This window comes from Bacillus sp. FJAT-52991 (genome assembly GCF_037201805.1).
Lineage (GTDB): Bacteria > Bacillota > Bacilli > Bacillales > Domibacillaceae > Bacillus_CE > Bacillus_CE kandeliae.
In genome coordinates, this window is sequence record NZ_CP147404.1 from 939,056 (window position 1) to 954,602 (window position 15,547).

Sequence of the window (15,547 nt, forward strand, 5' to 3'; positions counted from 1 at the left end):
TTTTTCACCATACAATAGGATGGTGGATAATTCTGGCTTTTTGTTTTTGGATTTTTATAGATTACCGATCGTTGGCTGATCGAGGCCGGTGGTATTAAATACTGCGTTATTGTTTAAACCAGTGTAAGTAACAATAAATGCTCCCGTATTCAACCCTCCTCCTCCTGCTGAGGATTTGACGCTGTTTTTGGGGGAGATGATTAATGTATCCCCATAATGAATAACACCACCAGACACAGAGAAAATTTGGAACGGACCAAGGACAGCGGGCATAAAAACCTCCCCTTCTACTTTTTATTCAGCGATCTGATAGGTTTCGTACATTTTTCAAAGTACAGTATCCGTTCGCTTGGCGGGCGGATCCAATTAAGGCAATCCCAGAAGTAGAAACTCCATTAATATCAATTTGCTTCACATGGATAAATGGATACAAGTTCAAAGTGGATATCCCAGATGTTTCTTTGGCGCAAATTACAGTTGGGGGTGGCAAGGGAATCCCAATCGGCTTTTTGTCATCGAACAAGTCTTCACTTTTTTGATGAGAAGCGAAGACGGAGGATTGGGTTGGGATTTGTTCAACGTCCCCGAATTCCATGACAGCGCCGAGTAGAACAGTGATGACATGAATGTGATCGACGATTGAGATACGCATAATTTTTATTTCAACCTTTTGTTAAAGCCGGACGTACGGAGTAATAATTATTGCTTCCGGCGGTGTATCGAGCGTAGAGTACAAGTGAATGGTGTCGGTATCGCCTATTTGAAAATAAGAAGAACTGGAAACACCAATGATTGAAATTTGCCCTACTTCAAGTTCTCGATTAATAACTTGCAAATTCACTATCATCACCCCATTTTAGGAAGTTTACTAATAAAGGCGAACAATGCCTGTTGAATATCTGTTTTTATTTTTGATAGTACAATCTCTTCTTGTTTTTCAGACGGTTCCCCCTTGCATTGATCGAGGTAAAAGCTGATTCTTTGCGGAAGTTGTTTAAATAAATCTTGTTTCATATGTTCCTTCACTTGCGGATCGACCGACTGCTGTAATTGACCTTCGTAGTCACTAATCATTGTATCAAGGTGTGTTTCAAGAAATTCTCTAGAGGCATCTAGCAGTTTAGGAAGTTGCTGTGCAGTTTTTGGTGTGTGCGAACTTGTTGAATCGACGGCATAATCTTTAATGGCACCTAATTCTGCAGGGTTTAAGCCGATGTTTAGTGTACCCGCCAGCGTTTCTACTTTTAATTGATCAAAAGAGTATTCAATTTTATCGACTGACATTGCTGGGCGATTCTTCAATTCAACTACCTCTTGTTGTAAGGCCTGCACAGTTTTTTTCAACGACTCTATTTGTTTTTGCTGGTATTGAATCCATTGCCAAACAATGTTGTTTTCTGGCGGTACTTCCATCGTGTTCCCTCCGTTCGAAATGAATTATCTAACTAGGTGGCTGCAACGGAATAAGAAATAGTGGGATTTTAGGGCCTTCTGTGATGATAGTCGAACCTGTTAATTGTGGGGCCTTTCCAGAAAAACCGCCTGTATTTAATGAATAGGAGGACTGCTCTACTTTACCGCAAGTTCCAATTTGTAGCATGGAAGAACTGGAGATGCCACCTATATTCAAAAAGCGGATATTAATTGATTGGGAGACATAAATGTTCATAGGGATAACTCCTAAATAGTTCCTATTGTTTCTTGGCTCACTCGAGCTTCATCAAAAAGATTGGTATGAGAAATTCCAGAAGAAACTGTCAAGCCATGACCATAATTGAATGAACCAGCGCCAGAAAATGTTTTTGATTCAGTAACTGGATGGATTTGGTATACATCCCCAATGTTGAAAATTCCACCCGAAGAGACGTTGATGATCGTTGCTGTTCCAATAATAGCCGGCAAGACATTTCACATCCTCTTTGTTTATATTTAATGATATGATATGTAAATGAACAAGAATTGTGAAAATGGAAGGGGAGAAATGTGTTTGTATGGCAGCTTTAGAAGGAAAGACCCGCATTCAATTATTAGATAGCTTGCGTGGTTTTGCGTTACTCGGAATTTTTTTAGTAAATATGATCTCTTTTCATTCGCCGTATTTGTACTATAACCCCTTTGAATGGTGGGATGCAGCCCAAGATTTTCAAAATTATCGTTGGATTGATATTTTTGTCCAAGCAAGCTTCTATCCGTTGTTTGCGATGATGTTTGGATTTGGTGTAGCGATGCAGCGGGAAAGTGCAATGAATCGAGGAATGTCGTATACTTTAATAGGGGTTCGCCGTTTTTCTTTTCTGTTGTTGATCGGAATTATTCATGCATTTTTGATTTGGTCCGGCGATATTTTAATTAATTATGCTGTGCTTGGCTTTTTACTTTTGCTGTTTTTGCGCTTATCTGGAAAAACATTGATAATTATTGGAAGTTTACTATTATTTATTCCTAATGTTTTTCTAGGAGTACTGATGTTATTAATGGCGAAGACGGATCCAACAGGTGTTGTGCTGTGGACGGATATTATGGGTGTCAATCAGTCAATGGCTGCGTATGGAAGTGGAAGTTTTACGGAGATTAGTGCTCAGCGTTTTCAGGACTGGTTGTTGACAAATGGGCTGGATTCAGCGATTTTTCAACTGATTTCAATTTTTCCTCATTTGCTCATTGGCGCTGGGGCTCAGAAGCTAAAAGTGTTTTCTCGATGGGGTAATCAACCTAAATGGGCTATAATGACATTTATATCTTTTTTTGTAACGGGCGTGATTTTAAAATCATTACCGTATGTTGCTGAACCTAACCTCGCTTATGTGTTCATTCAAGATTCCATCGGGGGTCCATTGTTAGCTATTAGTTATGTAGCACTAGCTATTGTCTTTGGCAAGTGGAAGTATTCCGAAAAAATAGGGAAGCCTTTCGCTTCTGTTGGTCGAATGTCACTAACCAATTATTTATTACAGTCAGTGCTTGGCACGTTAATTTTCTATCATTACGGACTAGGCTTTTACGGTCAAATTACATTAACAACAGGAATCTGGCTTGTATTAGCTATTTTTGCCGTACAAGTGGTATTTTCTGAATTATGGTTATCTAAGTTTAAAAGAGGTCCAATGGAACAGGTATGGAGGAAAGTCACTTATTTTACTAAATAAAGAATAAGGGGGAGAAATAATGAAATTTATTAGTTTTCGCGTAAAGGGACAAGAAACATATGGGGTATATGATGAAAAAGAGGAGCTTGTTTGGGATTTACTAGCATTGGCTGGTGAGCAATTGCCAAATACGCTGATCGAAGCTATTGACAAAGTAGAGGATTTACCAAGTGTTGCAGCAAAATGGGTGGAAGAAGCAGGAATAGATGCAGCAATAACTGCGAGTGACATCGAGTGGTTAGCACCGATCCCACGACCGTCTAAAAATGTGATGTGTATCGGCAAAAATTATCGTGACCATGCGATCGAAATGGGCGGGGAAGAAAGTATTCCAACAGACTTAATGGTATTTACAAAAGCGCCAACAGCGGTCATTGGTTGCCAAGATTCAATTCCTGCCTATTCCAATTTGACAGAAGCACTTGATTATGAAGGGGAACTAGGTGTGATCATCGGTAAGCGTGGGAAAGAAATTAAAAAAGAAGACGCGCTTGATTATATTTTCGGCTATACGATTATTAATGATGTGACGGCTCGCGATATTCAAAAGCGCCATAAGCAATTTTTCCTTGGCAAAAGTTTAGATGGCACTTGCCCAATGGGACCGTGGATTGTTTCTGCTGATGAAATTAAAGATCCGCATCAATTAAATATTGAGACGAAAGTCAATGGAGAAACTCGTCAGCAATCCAATACAAAGTATTTCATCTTTCCTATTGATGAAATTATTTCCACGCTTTCTAAGGGGATGACATTAGAGCCAGGGGATGTGATTGCGACAGGTACTCCAGCCGGGGTAGGCTTTGGGATGAATCCGCCTAAATTATTGAAATCTGGCGATACAGTGGAAATTACGATTGAAAAAGTAGGTACTTTAAAGAATAATGTTCGCTAAAAAGTAGCCTTTACTTTTCTTCTAATTCCGGAACGTGTTACTATGAAGATGGTGAGAAAGGAGGGGGAAAGCGAAAATGGAAAGTTTATTCTTTAACAGTACCCATCTACATATTACGACATGGGTGATTGCTATCATCTTGTTTTTTATCGCACTTGGAAAATATTCAACAGGTGCGCATATGGGATTAAGATTATTTTATGTCCTTGTGTTAGGGACAGGGTTATTGCTCTTTATTAAACATCATTCGATTAATGACATGCTTTATGGCATGAAGATGCTTGCAGGTATCTTTACCATTGGTTTAATGGAAATGGTGTTAGTGCGCAAGAAAAAAGGAAAAGAAACGAGCAAATTGTTAATTGGAGCAATTTTGCTGTTGATTATTACTCTTTACTTAGGATTTAAATTGCCAATGGGGCTGAATTTCTTAGCTTAATATGTACAAAAGCCTAGCTTCTCCACTAAATGTCAACAAATGGCTAGTGAAGGAGCTGGGCTTTTTTTGTAGATTGCTAGGTTAGCACAGAATCTGATAGATCTCATGCCACACTTTTTTAGATGTCCAAGTATTATTTGTATTTTTGTTGAACTTTCTTGATTGTTATTTGACGTAATGTGTACAAAAGCGTAATCTTAAAAGCGATATGATCATTTAGATGTGGGGGGAAGCGGAAGTGAAAAGGAGATTGTGCTCGTTAATATTATTACCGTTTCTTCTTTTATACGCCTTTCCTGTTAGTGCGGCAGAAAAAGAAGAACGCAAATGGCAAGATGAAACCATGTATTATTTAATGATAGATCGCTTTAATAATGGCGATAATCAAAATAATCAAGAAGTCAATAATAATGATCCTTCAGCTTATCAGGGCGGTGATTTTACAGGTGCTACTGGCAGACTGGATCATATTAAGGATATGGGATTTACGACACTGATTCTTAGTCCAGTTTTTCAAAATGAAAAAGGTGGCTATCATGGCTACTGGACGACTGATTTTTATAAAACAAATAAGCAATTTGGAACAATGAAAGAGCTGAAAAAGTTAGTCGATGAAGCGCATGAGCGTGATCTAAAGGTGCTTATCGATCTTCCAGTGACGCGTGTGAGCACGACTCATCCTTGGACAAAAGATGCTGAAAAAGCAGACTGGTTTACAAATAAAAGTGAAGTAGGACCTGAGAAATGGCTTGGAGAAATGGCAACGCTCAACTTGGAAAATGAGGAAGTAACGAAAGAGCTCATTAAAGTGGCGAACTATTGGATCGAGCAGGCAAAAATTGATGGTTATTATTTAAGTGATGCGACATCTGCACCTGTCTCTTTCTGGGAAAAGTTTTCTAAAGAATTGGATAAAGACGTTTATTTACTTGGGGAAAGCAGTGAGGAAGATGTGAATGTAAGCAAGCTTGCGGAATACCAAAAAGCTGGCTTAGATGGAATGATGAATGGGGCAATGATGTCTCCGGCACGTGAACAATTCAAAACTGTCAATCAAAGCTCAAGTGAAACTCCGAATCTTTTAAAAGAAGTAGAAACGACATGGGAAGACCCGCAATTATCTGCTAATTATTTAGATACGAATAAGACGACAAGGTTTACTCGTGATACAGTTCAGGAAAACAATTTTCCAGGAACTCGTTGGATGCTCGCTTTAACTTATCTTTATACAATCCCAGGTACACCTGTTGTATATTATGGATCAGAAATTGCTCTTGATGGAGGAGAAGGGACAGAAAACCATGGTCTCATGAATTTTAGAATCGACAAAGAGCTTATTGATTATATGAAGAAGATTGGAGATCTTCGTCAGCAATTGCCAGCTTTGACAAGAGGGTCATATGAGCCGTTATATGAAAAAGATGGCATGGTCGTATTTAAGAGAAAATATCAAGATGAAACAATCATTGTTGCTATCAATAATACAGATAAAACGCAAAAAGTAACGATTCCAGCAAAAGAGCTTGCTAATGATAAAGAGTTACGTGGTCTTTTGAATGATAATTTATCTCGAGAGGAGAATGGAGAATACACGATTATCCTTGATCGAGAACAATCAGAGATATTTGCTTTAGCTGACAAATCAGGAATTAATATCTCCTTTATTGTTGCACTTGCTGCTGTATATATTATTTTTATGGTATTCATCTATCTTGTTTGGAAACGTGGAAGAGCAGCAAGATAAGCAAAAATCCTTCGAAGTCCTTGCAGGCTTCGAAGGATTTTTTTGGAATAAAAAATTAGCGGAAATTGACAAATTGAACGTCCACAGGCAAGTCAGCTCCTCGAACAGCTGCCATTACTTGTTGTAAATCATCTTTGTTCTTTCCAGTGACGCGCATTTGGTCATCTTGAATTTGCGATTTCACTTTTAATCCGCTTTGTTTAATAAGTGCATTAATCTTCTTAGCTGTATCTTTATCAATTCCTTGCACCATTTTTGCCCGTTGTCGAACGGTACCGCCTGATGCGCCTTCTACTTTTCCATAGTCTAAGTTCTTAATTGGAACAGATCGTTTAATTAATTTACCAATTAAAACATCCTTCAATTGCTCTAACTTATAATCATCATCTGATACTAATACAAGTTCTTCTTTATCTAGTTTGATTTCGCTTTTGCTGCCTTTGAAATCATAGCGTGTTTGAATTTCTTTCATTGCCATTTGGATAGCATTTGTTACTTCTGAAAAGTCTACTCGAGAGACAATATCAAATGAATTTTCTTTCGCCATAGGAACCTCCAACAATTAAGTATTTATCCATCATTATAATGGAAGGGAATACAACCAGCAAATTCTATTAATTTGGTTGTTTATTTAAAAAGAATAAGGCCATTGTTCCGGGACCAGCATGAGAAGCAATCGTCGAGCCAATCATATGAACCGCAACTTCCTGAGGGTTAAAGCGTTCTTCAATCATTTGTTTAAGCTGCTGGGCTGCTTCGCTATCATCCCCATGGCTAATAGCGATTCGTTGGGAAGACAGTGCTTCGCCACGCTGCTCCATTAAATCAAGCATACGATGAAAAGCTTTTTTTCGACCGCGAACTTTTTCAATAGGAATGAGCTTCCCGTCCTCTACATGTAAAATCGGTTTAATATTTAATAATCCGCCAATCCAAGCGGCTCCGTTTGATAAGCGCCCGCCTTTTGCTAAATACGCTAGATCCTCTACGGTAAAAATATGTTCCATATGATGACAATAGAAATGGATATTTGAAATAAGTTCTTCTTTGGAGGCTTGATGTAGCCTTTCAGCAGCACGCAAGATGATTAACCCATAGCCTAAGGAAGCTGCCTTCGTATCAATAATGGTTAAATCAAGCGTTGGATATTGTTCTTTCACTTGATCTCGAATCATTACCGCTGTTTGGTACGTACCCGATAAAGCAGAAGAAAGGGCAGGGTAAATACCTGGTTCTCCGCTTTTTGCCAGATCGGTAAACAACTTTTCTAGCAGGAGTGGAGAGGCTTGAGACGTTTTAGGCATCTCGCCGCCTCTGATCGCTTCATATACTTTTTTCGGATCAATCCCTTTCATATCTTCGTAATCTTGACCGTTTAAATGGACATGCAGTGGTATTAAGGTAATATGCTCGTTGTTGAGAAAGGTGAGCGGTAAATCACAGGCTGTGTCGGCAAATAATCTCATCGATATAATTCCCTCCTTCATACAGTGATTTATATATTTGAGTATTTTTATAGACGAAGTCTTTCTTCTAAAAAGACAGCAATCCCATCTTCTTCATTCGTTAATGTCACTTCGTTGGCAATGTTTTTCAGTTGATCGATGCCATTTCCCATAGCCACACCAATTCCAGCATATTCAATCATTTCTAAGTCGTTATCTTCATCGCCGAAAGCAATGATTCGTTCTTTTGGAATGTGAAGGTCGACTGCTGCTCGTTGAATGCCGACTGCTTTATTTAAGCCAGCTTTCACTAATTCAATGACGTGCCAAGGAGCCCCCCAACGCCGGTGGTCAATCAGTTCTGCGTGAACATCACTTAAATGCTTGCGAATATTCGGTACATGCTCCTCGACGGCATGAATTAACAGACAAGTAGGATGTTCTGTTAGCACTCGTCGAAGATCTCCTGTTGTGATCTCAGGATTCCCCATGCTAAAGATGTCAAGTAGTCGCTCATCATGGTAATGGAAATATAAATTATCCATGACTTCAGCAACGATATTATGGAAATTAAATTCATGGCAAGCCTCAACAATGTCAATAGCTGTTTTCACGTCCATTGGTTCATGGTACATCCCCCAAGCATCGTTTCTTGGATGATGAATGAAGGCACCGTTAAAGTTGACAATGGGTGTCGTTAAACCAAGTTCTTTATAGTAAAGTTCACTTGAACGATAAGGACGGCCAGTAGCAATCATGACTTCATGTCCTTGTTCCATCACTTTTTGAAGCGTTTGTTTCGTTCGGGGAGAAATCGTTTTTTCATCAGTCAGCAAAGTTCCATCTAAATCTAATACAATTAAATGCTTTTCAGTCATCAAGCGGCACGCTCCTTTTCCTATATGTTTACTTCTTTAGTGTACGCTCTAATAAATCAATATGTCCAATGTTAAAACTACCAATAATTATAAGCATCAAGGGTGATAATTCATTCCTCCTTTTGTTATAGTAGAAATAATGAAAAAGGAATTGGAGGGAAAGACATGGATCAAGATTTAAAAGAAAACATTATGGGTGCGCTTGAACAAGTCATCGACCCGGAGCTTGGCATTGACATTGTGAACCTTGGCCTCGTTTACGATATTGATATGGAAGAGGACGGAAAGGCAATTGTTACGATGACATTAACAGCTATGGGATGTCCACTGGCTGGTGTGATTGTTGATCAAGTGAAAGCTGCACTGGCAGATATCCCTGAAGTAAAAGAGGTAGAAGTAAATATTGTTTGGAATCCGCCATGGACTCGTGACAAAATGTCTCGTTATGCCAAAATTGCTCTTGGTATTCAATAAACATACATTGATTACTAGAGATAGACAACATAAAAAGGATGTAACTGTAAAATGGTTACATCCTTTTTATGTTGCTTGTCGGGGCTGAACAAGGCGCTTCCGCTTTAGTATTAATCAATTTGGCATATTTCTATTGGGCAGTTTTCGCAGTCGATGGCTTTTTTCAAATAGTCAAGGTCATGGATGATTAGCTGGCTCTTTTGGATAGAGATAATGTTTTGCTTGCGCAGTTCACTGAACATGCGATTGACGACTTCGCGTGATGTACCACATAAATTAGCAATTTCTTGATTCGTTAATGTCACATCTATAAGGATCCCCTCTTCAGTTTGTTTTCCGAATGTATTGCTTAATCGAATGAGTGTGGAATACACGCCGCCTTTTTTTCCGTGTATAATTAAGTCGCGTAATTTTGACTGTGTTTTTTGGTTATCTAGCTGAGTATATTCGAACCATTTCATCATTAATTGAGGGTCGGAGGAAAGCACTTCTTCTAGTTGCTTTTTCGTCATGACGAGCGCTTCACCATGTTCTAAAATTTTTCCGTTAGATAAATATTGTGTGTTATTGGCAAAAACGGAAAATTCAGCGATGATATCGCCTTTTCCACAAATACGTAAGGACAATTCACGTCCATCTGGAAAAAATTTGCTCACTTGAACTTTTCCGCTTAAAAGCAAGAACAGTTCTTTTGCTTCAGTCGCTTCTTGAAATAAATAATCTCCTTTACGGAAGAGTTTCACGGTCTTTTCTTCCTCAAATAGTTTGGTGAACTTTTCTGAAAGAGAACGGCATCTGTTCATTGAACTCTCCTTCTATAAACAAATTTAATTACTCTCATTTTAATAGTAAAAAAAGTAATAAACAACCCGAGATGCAAAAAAGTATTTTACGCCTACAAACGGGATAACGAATTCACTGGAGTCAGTTCTGCTTGAAGTATGGGGGCGTGAATAGAAAAAGGGGGCCAAATGAAGATGGCTCCCCCGTTTTGTTATTAGGTAAAGAAAAGCACAAGTGGCCCGACGATAAAGCAGTAGATGGCGAAGTATTTTAAATTTCCTTGGGCCATAATGTTCATAAACCATTTTAATGAAAAGTAAGACATGACAAATGAACCAATGAAGGCAAGTGCATAAGGAATAGCTAGCTGAGTAAGTTGTGGATCACTTAAAATGTCTGAAAAGCTTAAAATCGCACCGCCAAGGCTAACAGGGATAAACAGCAAAAAGGAAAAACGAAGGGCCGTTTCTTGTTTCATCCCTAGCCCCATCGCCGCAACAATGGTTGCGCCTGAGCGGCTAATACCTGGGATTAAAGCAATCGCTTGCGCAAAACCAATGATTAACGCATCTCTTAGTTTCATATCGCCATCATTTTTACGGCCACGCAAATTACGAATCGTCCATAAGGCAATACCGGTAATGATTAATGTGATGGCAACTGTACGAACACCAGATAATTCTTCTTCAATGAAATCTCCAAAGACAACACCAATCACTCCAGCTGGAATGGTAGCAATAATTAAATAAACGATAAACATAAACTCAGAACGATCGTCCGGATTTTTTGTTTTCACATAGCTCAATCCGTTGCTTGCTAGGCGGACAATATCTTGGCGATAAACCATCAATACAGCTAACAAGGAAGCGGTATTCACCATTAATTCAAAGGTCAAGCCTTTAATTTCAATGCCGAAAAAATGTTGGGCAAGCTGTAAATGTCCACTTGATGAAATGGGAATCGGTTCTGTAAATCCTTGAAACATTCCTAATAGTAAATATTTTAATAGTAAAATAGCATCATCCACGGTCATAATCCTCCAATAAATAGTTAACTTTCATCACTGAACACTAAAGTGAGGGCAACTGTAAAGTGTTTTGGTTAAAATAACCTTTTTTCCTAGTGACTAGCTTATCACTTTACAAGTCTATTGTGAAAGAAATATAATGATTACAAAGGTCAAAAAAGGTCAAAAGAGGTGAGGGACATTGGATATTGAACAAATGACACATTCTTTGCAACAAGGATTATCAGATGCACAAACACTTGCGAAGGAGCATGAGCATACAGAAATCGATCTTTGCCACTTATTATCGGCATTAGTAAATCGTCCTGACAGTTTATTGACGAGAATTATCGAGCGTGCGGGAAGCAGCGATGTTAACTGGAAAGCTTTTTTAGAGAGTGAACTGGCGAAAAAGCCAGTCATTTCAGGAGCCCATGTTCAATACGGAGCATATTTATCAGCTTCTGTACAAAATTTAATACAAGCAGCTAATCAAGTTAAAGAGGCATGGAAAGATGAGTACTTGTCAGTTGAACATATGGCCCTTGCTTTAGCAAGTACAAACGATTATGAAATGAAGAGGTTTTTAACGAAAGAAACATTAACAAAAGAGAAAATAGAACAGGCTATTAATGATATAAGGGGGAATCAAAAAGTGACGTCACCACATCCAGAAGCGAGTTATGAAGCGTTAAGTAAATATGGTCGTGATTTAGTGGAGGAAGTTCGCTCAGGAAAACTTGATCCAGTGATCGGTCGTGATCAAGAAATTCGCCATGTCATTCGCATTCTCTCAAGAAAGACAAAAAATAATCCGGTCTTAATTGGAGAGCCGGGTGTTGGAAAAACGGCGATTGTCGAAGGATTAGCTCAGCGAATTGTTCGTAAAGATGTACCAGATGGATTAAAAGACAAGACGATTTTTTCATTAGATATGAGTTCGTTAATTGCTGGGGCCAAATTTCGTGGAGAGTTTGAGGAACGATTGAAGGCTGTATTAAGTGAAGTGAAGAAAAGTGATGGTCGCATCTTATTGTTCATTGATGAAATCCATACGATTGTTGGCGCTGGTAAGACAGAGGGAGCAATGGACGCTGGCAATATGTTAAAGCCAATGCTTGCGCGTGGAGAGCTTCACTGTATCGGGGCGACAACGTTAGAGGAGCATCGCAAATATATTGAGAAAGATCCTGCACTTGAACGCCGCTTTCAACAAGTGCTTGTGCAAGAGCCGACAGTAGAAGATACGATTTCTATTTTACGGGGGCTGAAGGAACGATTTGAAATTCACCACGGAGTGAATATTCATGACCGGGCGATTGTTGCAGCAGCTACATTATCAAATCGCTATATTACTGATCGTTTCTTACCAGACAAAGCGATTGATTTAGTGGATGAAGCATGTGCGATGATTCGGACCGAGATTGATTCGATGCCAAGCGAACTGGATGAAGTGACACGCCGTGTGATGCAGCTTGAAATTGAAGAGGCTGCGTTAAAGAAAGAGAAGGATCAAGCGAGTAAAGACCGTCTTCTGCAATTACAAGAAGAACTGGTTAATTTAAAAGAAAAAGCGAATGAAATGAGAGCAAGATGGGAAGCGGAGAAAGAAGCCATTCAGCGCGTGCAAGAGAAAAGGGAACAGCTAGAGAAATTAAGACGAGAGCTAGAGGATGCTGAAAATCGCTATGATTTAAATAAAGCAGCTGAACTGCGCCACGGCAAAATTCCAATGATGGAAAAAGAGCTTCATGAGTTGGAAAAAGCCATGGCTGCCTCCGAAAACAACGAGCATCGGCTGTTAAGAGAAGAAGTAACGGATGAAGAGATTTCAGCGATTGTTTCCCGATGGACAGGTATTCCAGTAACAAAGCTGGTTGAAGGAGAACGAGAAAAATTGTTGCGCCTTGAGAGCATTATGCATGAGCGCGTGGTGGGACAAGATGAAGCCGTTCAACTTGTAAGCGACGCGGTGTTGCGGGCTCGTGCTGGCATTAAAGATCCCAATCGTCCCATCGGCTCATTTATTTTCCTCGGTCCAACAGGAGTAGGGAAAACAGAGTTAGCGAAAACACTGGCTCATACGCTATTTGATAGTGAAGAACAAATGATTCGGATTGATATGTCGGAATACATGGAAAAGCATGCTGTTTCCCGATTGATCGGAGCGCCTCCAGGATATGTTGGCTATGAAGAAGGGGGGCAGCTAACGGAAGCATTACGAAGAAAACCGTATTCCGTTGTGTTGCTTGATGAAATTGAAAAAGCGCATTCAGAAGTATTTAATATTTTACTGCAAATGCTTGATGATGGTCGTATCACTGACTCTCAAGGCCGAACAATAGATTGTAAAAACACGGTTGTGATTATGACGTCCAATATTGGCTCTGAATTTTTATTAGAACGAACAGAAAATACAGAAGAAATCCAAGAAGAAACGAAAGAACAAGTACTTCAGCAATTACGGCGTCATTTCCGACCAGAGTTTTTGAATCGAGTGGACGATATTGTTTTATTTAAGCCATTAAGCTTGGATAATATTAAAGGAATTGCTGACCGAATGCTTAATGATCTAAGAAAGCGGCTAGATGATCAGCAAATTAAGCTAGAAGTAACAGAAGCAGCGAAGGAATTGATTGCTAACGAAGGATTTGATCCTGTGTATGGAGCACGCCCTCTGAAACGCTTTATTCAGCATCACTTAGAAACAAAGCTGGCCCGAGAGATGATTGCTGGAAAGGTTTCTGCTCATGGAACGGCTATTATTGATGTAGAGGACAATGAACTCGTTGTGAAATAAAAAATAGGCTGTCCTGCATGGGACAGCCTATTTTTTCAATTGTTATTCTTAATGATGTTCTACTGGGTCGTTTGGAATAAGGGCAGAAAGGACAAATAGAAGAATAGTTACAATGACTGAAATAATTAAACCTGTCATTCCCATTGTTGCTATAGTGAATGTTATTCCATTCATAGAGCAAACAACGTAAGTTAACATTTCAATCAGTAAGAAAGTCCAAAAGAAAGTCATAATATATTGCACCGAATTTTTCCTCCTTCAATGAAAATCTTTTTTGTCACTCACTTTTAATTTTAGCACAGCAATTAGAGCTCGATAAAGATATATTTTCGCTCATTTATATTTTTATCCGTTCTCAATAAAAGATTTCTCTTTTTCTCCTTGCTAAATAGAAGTAAGATAGGAAAGGGAGTGATATCTATTTAGAAGGAGTACTCAGTCTATGATAAGAAAAATAATGTTGCTGACACTCACTGTCCTTTTGTTAGTAGTTACTACGGGATGTCAAACAAATAATGATGCTGAATTAATTGGCAAAGTAGGGTTACTTGTTCCTAAAACGATCAATGACCAAGTATGGGGAACAAAGGGCTATAAAGGGATGATGAAAATTCAGTCTCAATACGGTTCAGAAATCTTTTATAAAGAAGGAATGGATTCTCAAGCTCTAGTGGAACGAGCAGTCGAAGAATTTGATCATAAAGGCGTTACACTTGTATTTGGGCATGGAAGTGAATACAGTGAGTATTTTAATAAAATTGCACCGGAATATCCTGATATGCATTTTGTCAGTTTTAATGGCAATGCAACAGAGAAAAATACAACAAGCCTAAAGTTTGAATCTCATGCCATGGGGTTCTTTGGTGGAATGACAGCCGCACATGCCTCGAAAACAGGAACCATTGGTATTTTAGCTACCTATAAATGGCAACCTGAGGTGAAGGGCTTTGTCGAAGGGGCAAAGTTTGAACGCCCAGATATTCAAGTTGTAACAAAGTATGTAGACGACTGGGATGATTCTGAAAAAGCGCTGACACTATTAGAATCAATCATTGCTCAAGATGCCGATGTTGTCTATCCAGCGGGAGATGGGTATAATGTACCTGTTATTGAGAAATTAAAGGAACAAGGATTGTACGCCATCGGTTTTGTTTCTGATCAATCTGACCTTGGGAAAGAAACTGTATTAACCAGTACTGTTCAACATGTTGATAAGTTATATTTACTTGCTGCTACTCGCTTTGTTGAAGGGGAATTGAAATCAGGTAACCTACACTTTGACTTCCAAGATGGAGTGATTTCATTAAGTGAATTTAGCCCGGTATTGGATAAAGATTTTGTGAATAGAATCAATAGGGACATTGATCATTATATTGAAACCGGTAAGCTTCCAAGAAAAGCGGAGGAAAAAAATGAACGAAAATAAAAACTTAGAATTTATGCAGATCGCGATGAAATACCTTCCAGAGGCACAGGAGAAAGTAAAAGAAGCAGGCATTGAATTCTCCATGGACCTTATGGAACCTTTTATGGAGATGTTTTTAAAAGTTATGAACGAAGCCTATGAACTAGGAAAAAAAGATGCCGAAGAGAGCAACTAAATCGAAAGAGAGCCATCCACACAGTGACGGATGCTCTCTTTTTTAGTGGGAAAAATAAAAGAACATGACTCGGAAAAGCGTTTTAGTCGGAAATGTGTCCTGATCAGTCGCGTAGAAGTAAAAAACGGTCGTCCATTGCTTATAATCGAGCGGGAAATCGAGAAAATTAGTCGTCCGAGTCCAATAATCAGTTGCGAGTCTGAAGACCGCTTATTCATTGCAACCACTCGACCTCATGCTACAAATTCCCCCTATTGCAAAATAGAGTTGTTTTCAGTAAAATTAGTACCAAGTCTTAATAATTGATATCATTTTAAAAAAGAGGTTGAAAGAAGG

At 39.0% G+C, this 15,547-nt stretch carries 19 protein-coding genes; 8 read left to right on the forward strand and 11 right to left on the reverse strand.

Annotated features, from left to right (window positions below):
- Positions 1 to 54 precede the first annotated feature (54 nt).
- From WDJ61_RS04880 to WDJ61_RS04905, 5 genes are all read right to left on the reverse strand, one after another.
- A complete protein-coding gene (locus tag WDJ61_RS04880; RefSeq protein WP_338753528.1) occupies positions 55 to 273 on the reverse strand; it encodes a spore germination protein in 219 nt (72 codons plus the stop codon).
- A gap of 25 nt (positions 274 to 298) precedes the next feature.
- Positions 299 to 652, reverse strand: a complete 354-nt coding sequence (locus tag WDJ61_RS04885) for a spore germination protein GerPE (RefSeq protein WP_338753529.1) — start codon at positions 650 to 652, stop codon at positions 299 to 301.
- 194 nt (positions 653 to 846) lie between these two features.
- Positions 847 to 1,413, reverse strand: a complete 567-nt coding sequence (gerPC, locus tag WDJ61_RS04895; protein WP_338753532.1) for a spore germination protein GerPC — start codon at positions 1,411 to 1,413, stop codon at positions 847 to 849.
- A 28-nt stretch (positions 1,414 to 1,441) separates the two neighbouring features.
- The gene (locus WDJ61_RS04900) at positions 1,442 to 1,669 is read right to left on the reverse strand and encodes a spore germination protein GerPB (RefSeq protein WP_338753533.1); all 228 of its coding nucleotides are present in this window, start codon (positions 1,667 to 1,669) and stop codon (positions 1,442 to 1,444) included.
- An 11-nt stretch (positions 1,670 to 1,680) separates the two neighbouring features.
- The gene (locus WDJ61_RS04905) at positions 1,681 to 1,902 is read right to left on the reverse strand and encodes a spore germination protein (protein WP_338753535.1); all 222 of its coding nucleotides are present in this window, start codon (positions 1,900 to 1,902) and stop codon (positions 1,681 to 1,683) included.
- Between the two features lie 89 nt (positions 1,903 to 1,991).
- Between WDJ61_RS04905 and WDJ61_RS04910 the strand changes: the two genes are divergently transcribed.
- The 4 genes from WDJ61_RS04910 (at position 1,992) to WDJ61_RS04925 (ending at position 6,224) form a co-directional block, all read left to right on the forward strand.
- Positions 1,992 to 3,146 carry a DUF418 domain-containing protein gene (locus WDJ61_RS04910; RefSeq protein ID WP_338753537.1) on the forward strand — a complete coding sequence of 385 codons (1,155 nt, stop codon included), beginning with the start codon at positions 1,992 to 1,994 and terminating at the stop codon, positions 3,144 to 3,146.
- Positions 3,147 to 3,165: 19 nt separating this feature from the next.
- Entirely contained in the window at positions 3,166 to 4,041 is an 876-nt protein-coding gene (locus WDJ61_RS04915; RefSeq protein WP_338753538.1) for a fumarylacetoacetate hydrolase family protein, read from the forward strand.
- Between the two features lie 76 nt (positions 4,042 to 4,117).
- The gene (locus WDJ61_RS04920; protein ID WP_338753540.1) at positions 4,118 to 4,480 is read left to right on the forward strand and encodes a YisL family protein; all 363 of its coding nucleotides are present in this window, start codon (positions 4,118 to 4,120) and stop codon (positions 4,478 to 4,480) included.
- Between the two features lie 238 nt (positions 4,481 to 4,718).
- Positions 4,719 to 6,224, forward strand: a complete 1,506-nt coding sequence (locus tag WDJ61_RS04925) for an alpha-amylase family glycosyl hydrolase (protein WP_338753541.1) — start codon at positions 4,719 to 4,721, stop codon at positions 6,222 to 6,224.
- Positions 6,225 to 6,279: 55 nt separating this feature from the next.
- Here the strand turns inward: WDJ61_RS04925 and WDJ61_RS04930 are convergent, their stop codons facing one another.
- The 3 genes from WDJ61_RS04930 to WDJ61_RS04940 all read right to left on the reverse strand — a co-directional run bounded on the left by WDJ61_RS04930 (position 6,280) and on the right by WDJ61_RS04940 (position 8,547).
- Positions 6,280 to 6,771, reverse strand: coding sequence for a YajQ family cyclic di-GMP-binding protein (locus WDJ61_RS04930; RefSeq protein WP_338753542.1), 492 nt, complete (start codon positions 6,769 to 6,771; stop codon positions 6,280 to 6,282).
- Positions 6,772 to 6,838: 67 nt separating this feature from the next.
- Complete coding sequence (locus WDJ61_RS04935) at positions 6,839 to 7,696, reverse strand: DegV family protein (RefSeq protein ID WP_338754718.1); 858 nt, start codon at positions 7,694 to 7,696, stop codon at positions 6,839 to 6,841.
- 41 nt (positions 7,697 to 7,737) lie between these two features.
- Positions 7,738 to 8,547 carry a Cof-type HAD-IIB family hydrolase gene (locus tag WDJ61_RS04940; RefSeq protein ID WP_338753543.1) on the reverse strand — a complete coding sequence of 270 codons (810 nt, stop codon included), beginning with the start codon at positions 8,545 to 8,547 and terminating at the stop codon, positions 7,738 to 7,740.
- A gap of 165 nt (positions 8,548 to 8,712) precedes the next feature.
- On the opposite strand from WDJ61_RS04940, the gene WDJ61_RS04945 reads away from it, so the two are divergent.
- Complete coding sequence (locus tag WDJ61_RS04945) at positions 8,713 to 9,021, forward strand: metal-sulfur cluster assembly factor (RefSeq protein ID WP_338753544.1); 309 nt, start codon at positions 8,713 to 8,715, stop codon at positions 9,019 to 9,021.
- A gap of 110 nt (positions 9,022 to 9,131) precedes the next feature.
- Here WDJ61_RS04945 and WDJ61_RS04950 read toward each other — a convergent pair whose 3' ends face one another.
- Complete coding sequence (locus tag WDJ61_RS04950; RefSeq protein ID WP_338753545.1) at positions 9,132 to 9,824, reverse strand: Crp/Fnr family transcriptional regulator; 693 nt, start codon at positions 9,822 to 9,824, stop codon at positions 9,132 to 9,134.
- 194 nt (positions 9,825 to 10,018) lie between these two features.
- Positions 10,019 to 10,831 carry an undecaprenyl-diphosphate phosphatase gene (locus WDJ61_RS04955; RefSeq protein ID WP_413789061.1) on the reverse strand — a complete coding sequence of 271 codons (813 nt, stop codon included), beginning with the start codon at positions 10,829 to 10,831 and terminating at the stop codon, positions 10,019 to 10,021.
- Between the two features lie 181 nt (positions 10,832 to 11,012).
- Between WDJ61_RS04955 and clpB the strand changes: the two genes are divergently transcribed.
- Positions 11,013 to 13,610, forward strand: a complete 2,598-nt coding sequence (clpB, locus tag WDJ61_RS04960; protein WP_338753547.1) for an ATP-dependent chaperone ClpB — start codon at positions 11,013 to 11,015, stop codon at positions 13,608 to 13,610.
- 48 nt (positions 13,611 to 13,658) lie between these two features.
- On the opposite strand, the gene WDJ61_RS04965 is transcribed toward clpB, so the two are convergent.
- Positions 13,659 to 13,853 carry a YjzD family protein gene (locus WDJ61_RS04965; protein ID WP_338753548.1) on the reverse strand — a complete coding sequence of 65 codons (195 nt, stop codon included), beginning with the start codon at positions 13,851 to 13,853 and terminating at the stop codon, positions 13,659 to 13,661.
- Between the two features lie 199 nt (positions 13,854 to 14,052).
- Here WDJ61_RS04965 and WDJ61_RS04970 point away from each other — a divergent pair, with 199 nt between their 5' ends.
- On the forward strand, positions 14,053 to 15,036 hold the full coding sequence (locus WDJ61_RS04970; RefSeq protein ID WP_338753549.1) for a BMP family ABC transporter substrate-binding protein: 984 nt from the start codon (positions 14,053 to 14,055) through the stop codon (positions 15,034 to 15,036).
- A complete protein-coding gene (locus WDJ61_RS04975) occupies positions 15,023 to 15,211 on the forward strand; it encodes a ComZ family protein (protein WP_338753550.1) in 189 nt (62 codons plus the stop codon). The genes WDJ61_RS04970 and WDJ61_RS04975 overlap by 14 nt, the downstream gene beginning before the upstream one ends.
- The last annotated feature ends 336 nt before the right edge of the window (positions 15,212 to 15,547 follow it).

Excerpts from the sequence above, each read along its gene's own strand:
- WDJ61_RS04880 (WP_338753528.1), bottom strand. The coding sequence starts at position 273 with ATGCCCGCTGTCCTTGGTCCGTTCCAAATTTTCTCTGTGTCTGGTGGT.
- WDJ61_RS04885 (WP_338753529.1), bottom strand. The coding sequence starts at position 652 with ATGCGTATCTCAATCGTCGATCACATTCATGTCATCACTGTTCTACTC.
- gerPC (WP_338753532.1), bottom strand. The coding sequence starts at position 1,413 with ATGGAAGTACCGCCAGAAAACAACATTGTTTGGCAATGGATTCAATAC.
- WDJ61_RS04900 (WP_338753533.1), bottom strand. The coding sequence starts at position 1,669 with ATGAACATTTATGTCTCCCAATCAATTAATATCCGCTTTTTGAATATA.
- WDJ61_RS04910 (WP_338753537.1), top strand. The coding sequence starts at position 1,992 with ATGGCAGCTTTAGAAGGAAAGACCCGCATTCAATTATTAGATAGCTTG.
- WDJ61_RS04915 (WP_338753538.1), top strand. The coding sequence starts at position 3,166 with ATGAAATTTATTAGTTTTCGCGTAAAGGGACAAGAAACATATGGGGTA.
- WDJ61_RS04920 (WP_338753540.1), top strand. The coding sequence starts at position 4,118 with ATGGAAAGTTTATTCTTTAACAGTACCCATCTACATATTACGACATGG.
- WDJ61_RS04930 (WP_338753542.1), bottom strand. The coding sequence starts at position 6,771 with ATGGCGAAAGAAAATTCATTTGATATTGTCTCTCGAGTAGACTTTTCA.
- WDJ61_RS04940 (WP_338753543.1), bottom strand. The coding sequence starts at position 8,547 with ATGACTGAAAAGCATTTAATTGTATTAGATTTAGATGGAACTTTGCTG.
- WDJ61_RS04945 (WP_338753544.1), top strand. The coding sequence starts at position 8,713 with ATGGATCAAGATTTAAAAGAAAACATTATGGGTGCGCTTGAACAAGTC.
- WDJ61_RS04950 (WP_338753545.1), bottom strand. The coding sequence starts at position 9,824 with ATGAACAGATGCCGTTCTCTTTCAGAAAAGTTCACCAAACTATTTGAG.
- WDJ61_RS04970 (WP_338753549.1), top strand. The coding sequence starts at position 14,053 with ATGATAAGAAAAATAATGTTGCTGACACTCACTGTCCTTTTGTTAGTA.
- WDJ61_RS04975 (WP_338753550.1), top strand. The coding sequence starts at position 15,023 with ATGAACGAAAATAAAAACTTAGAATTTATGCAGATCGCGATGAAATAC.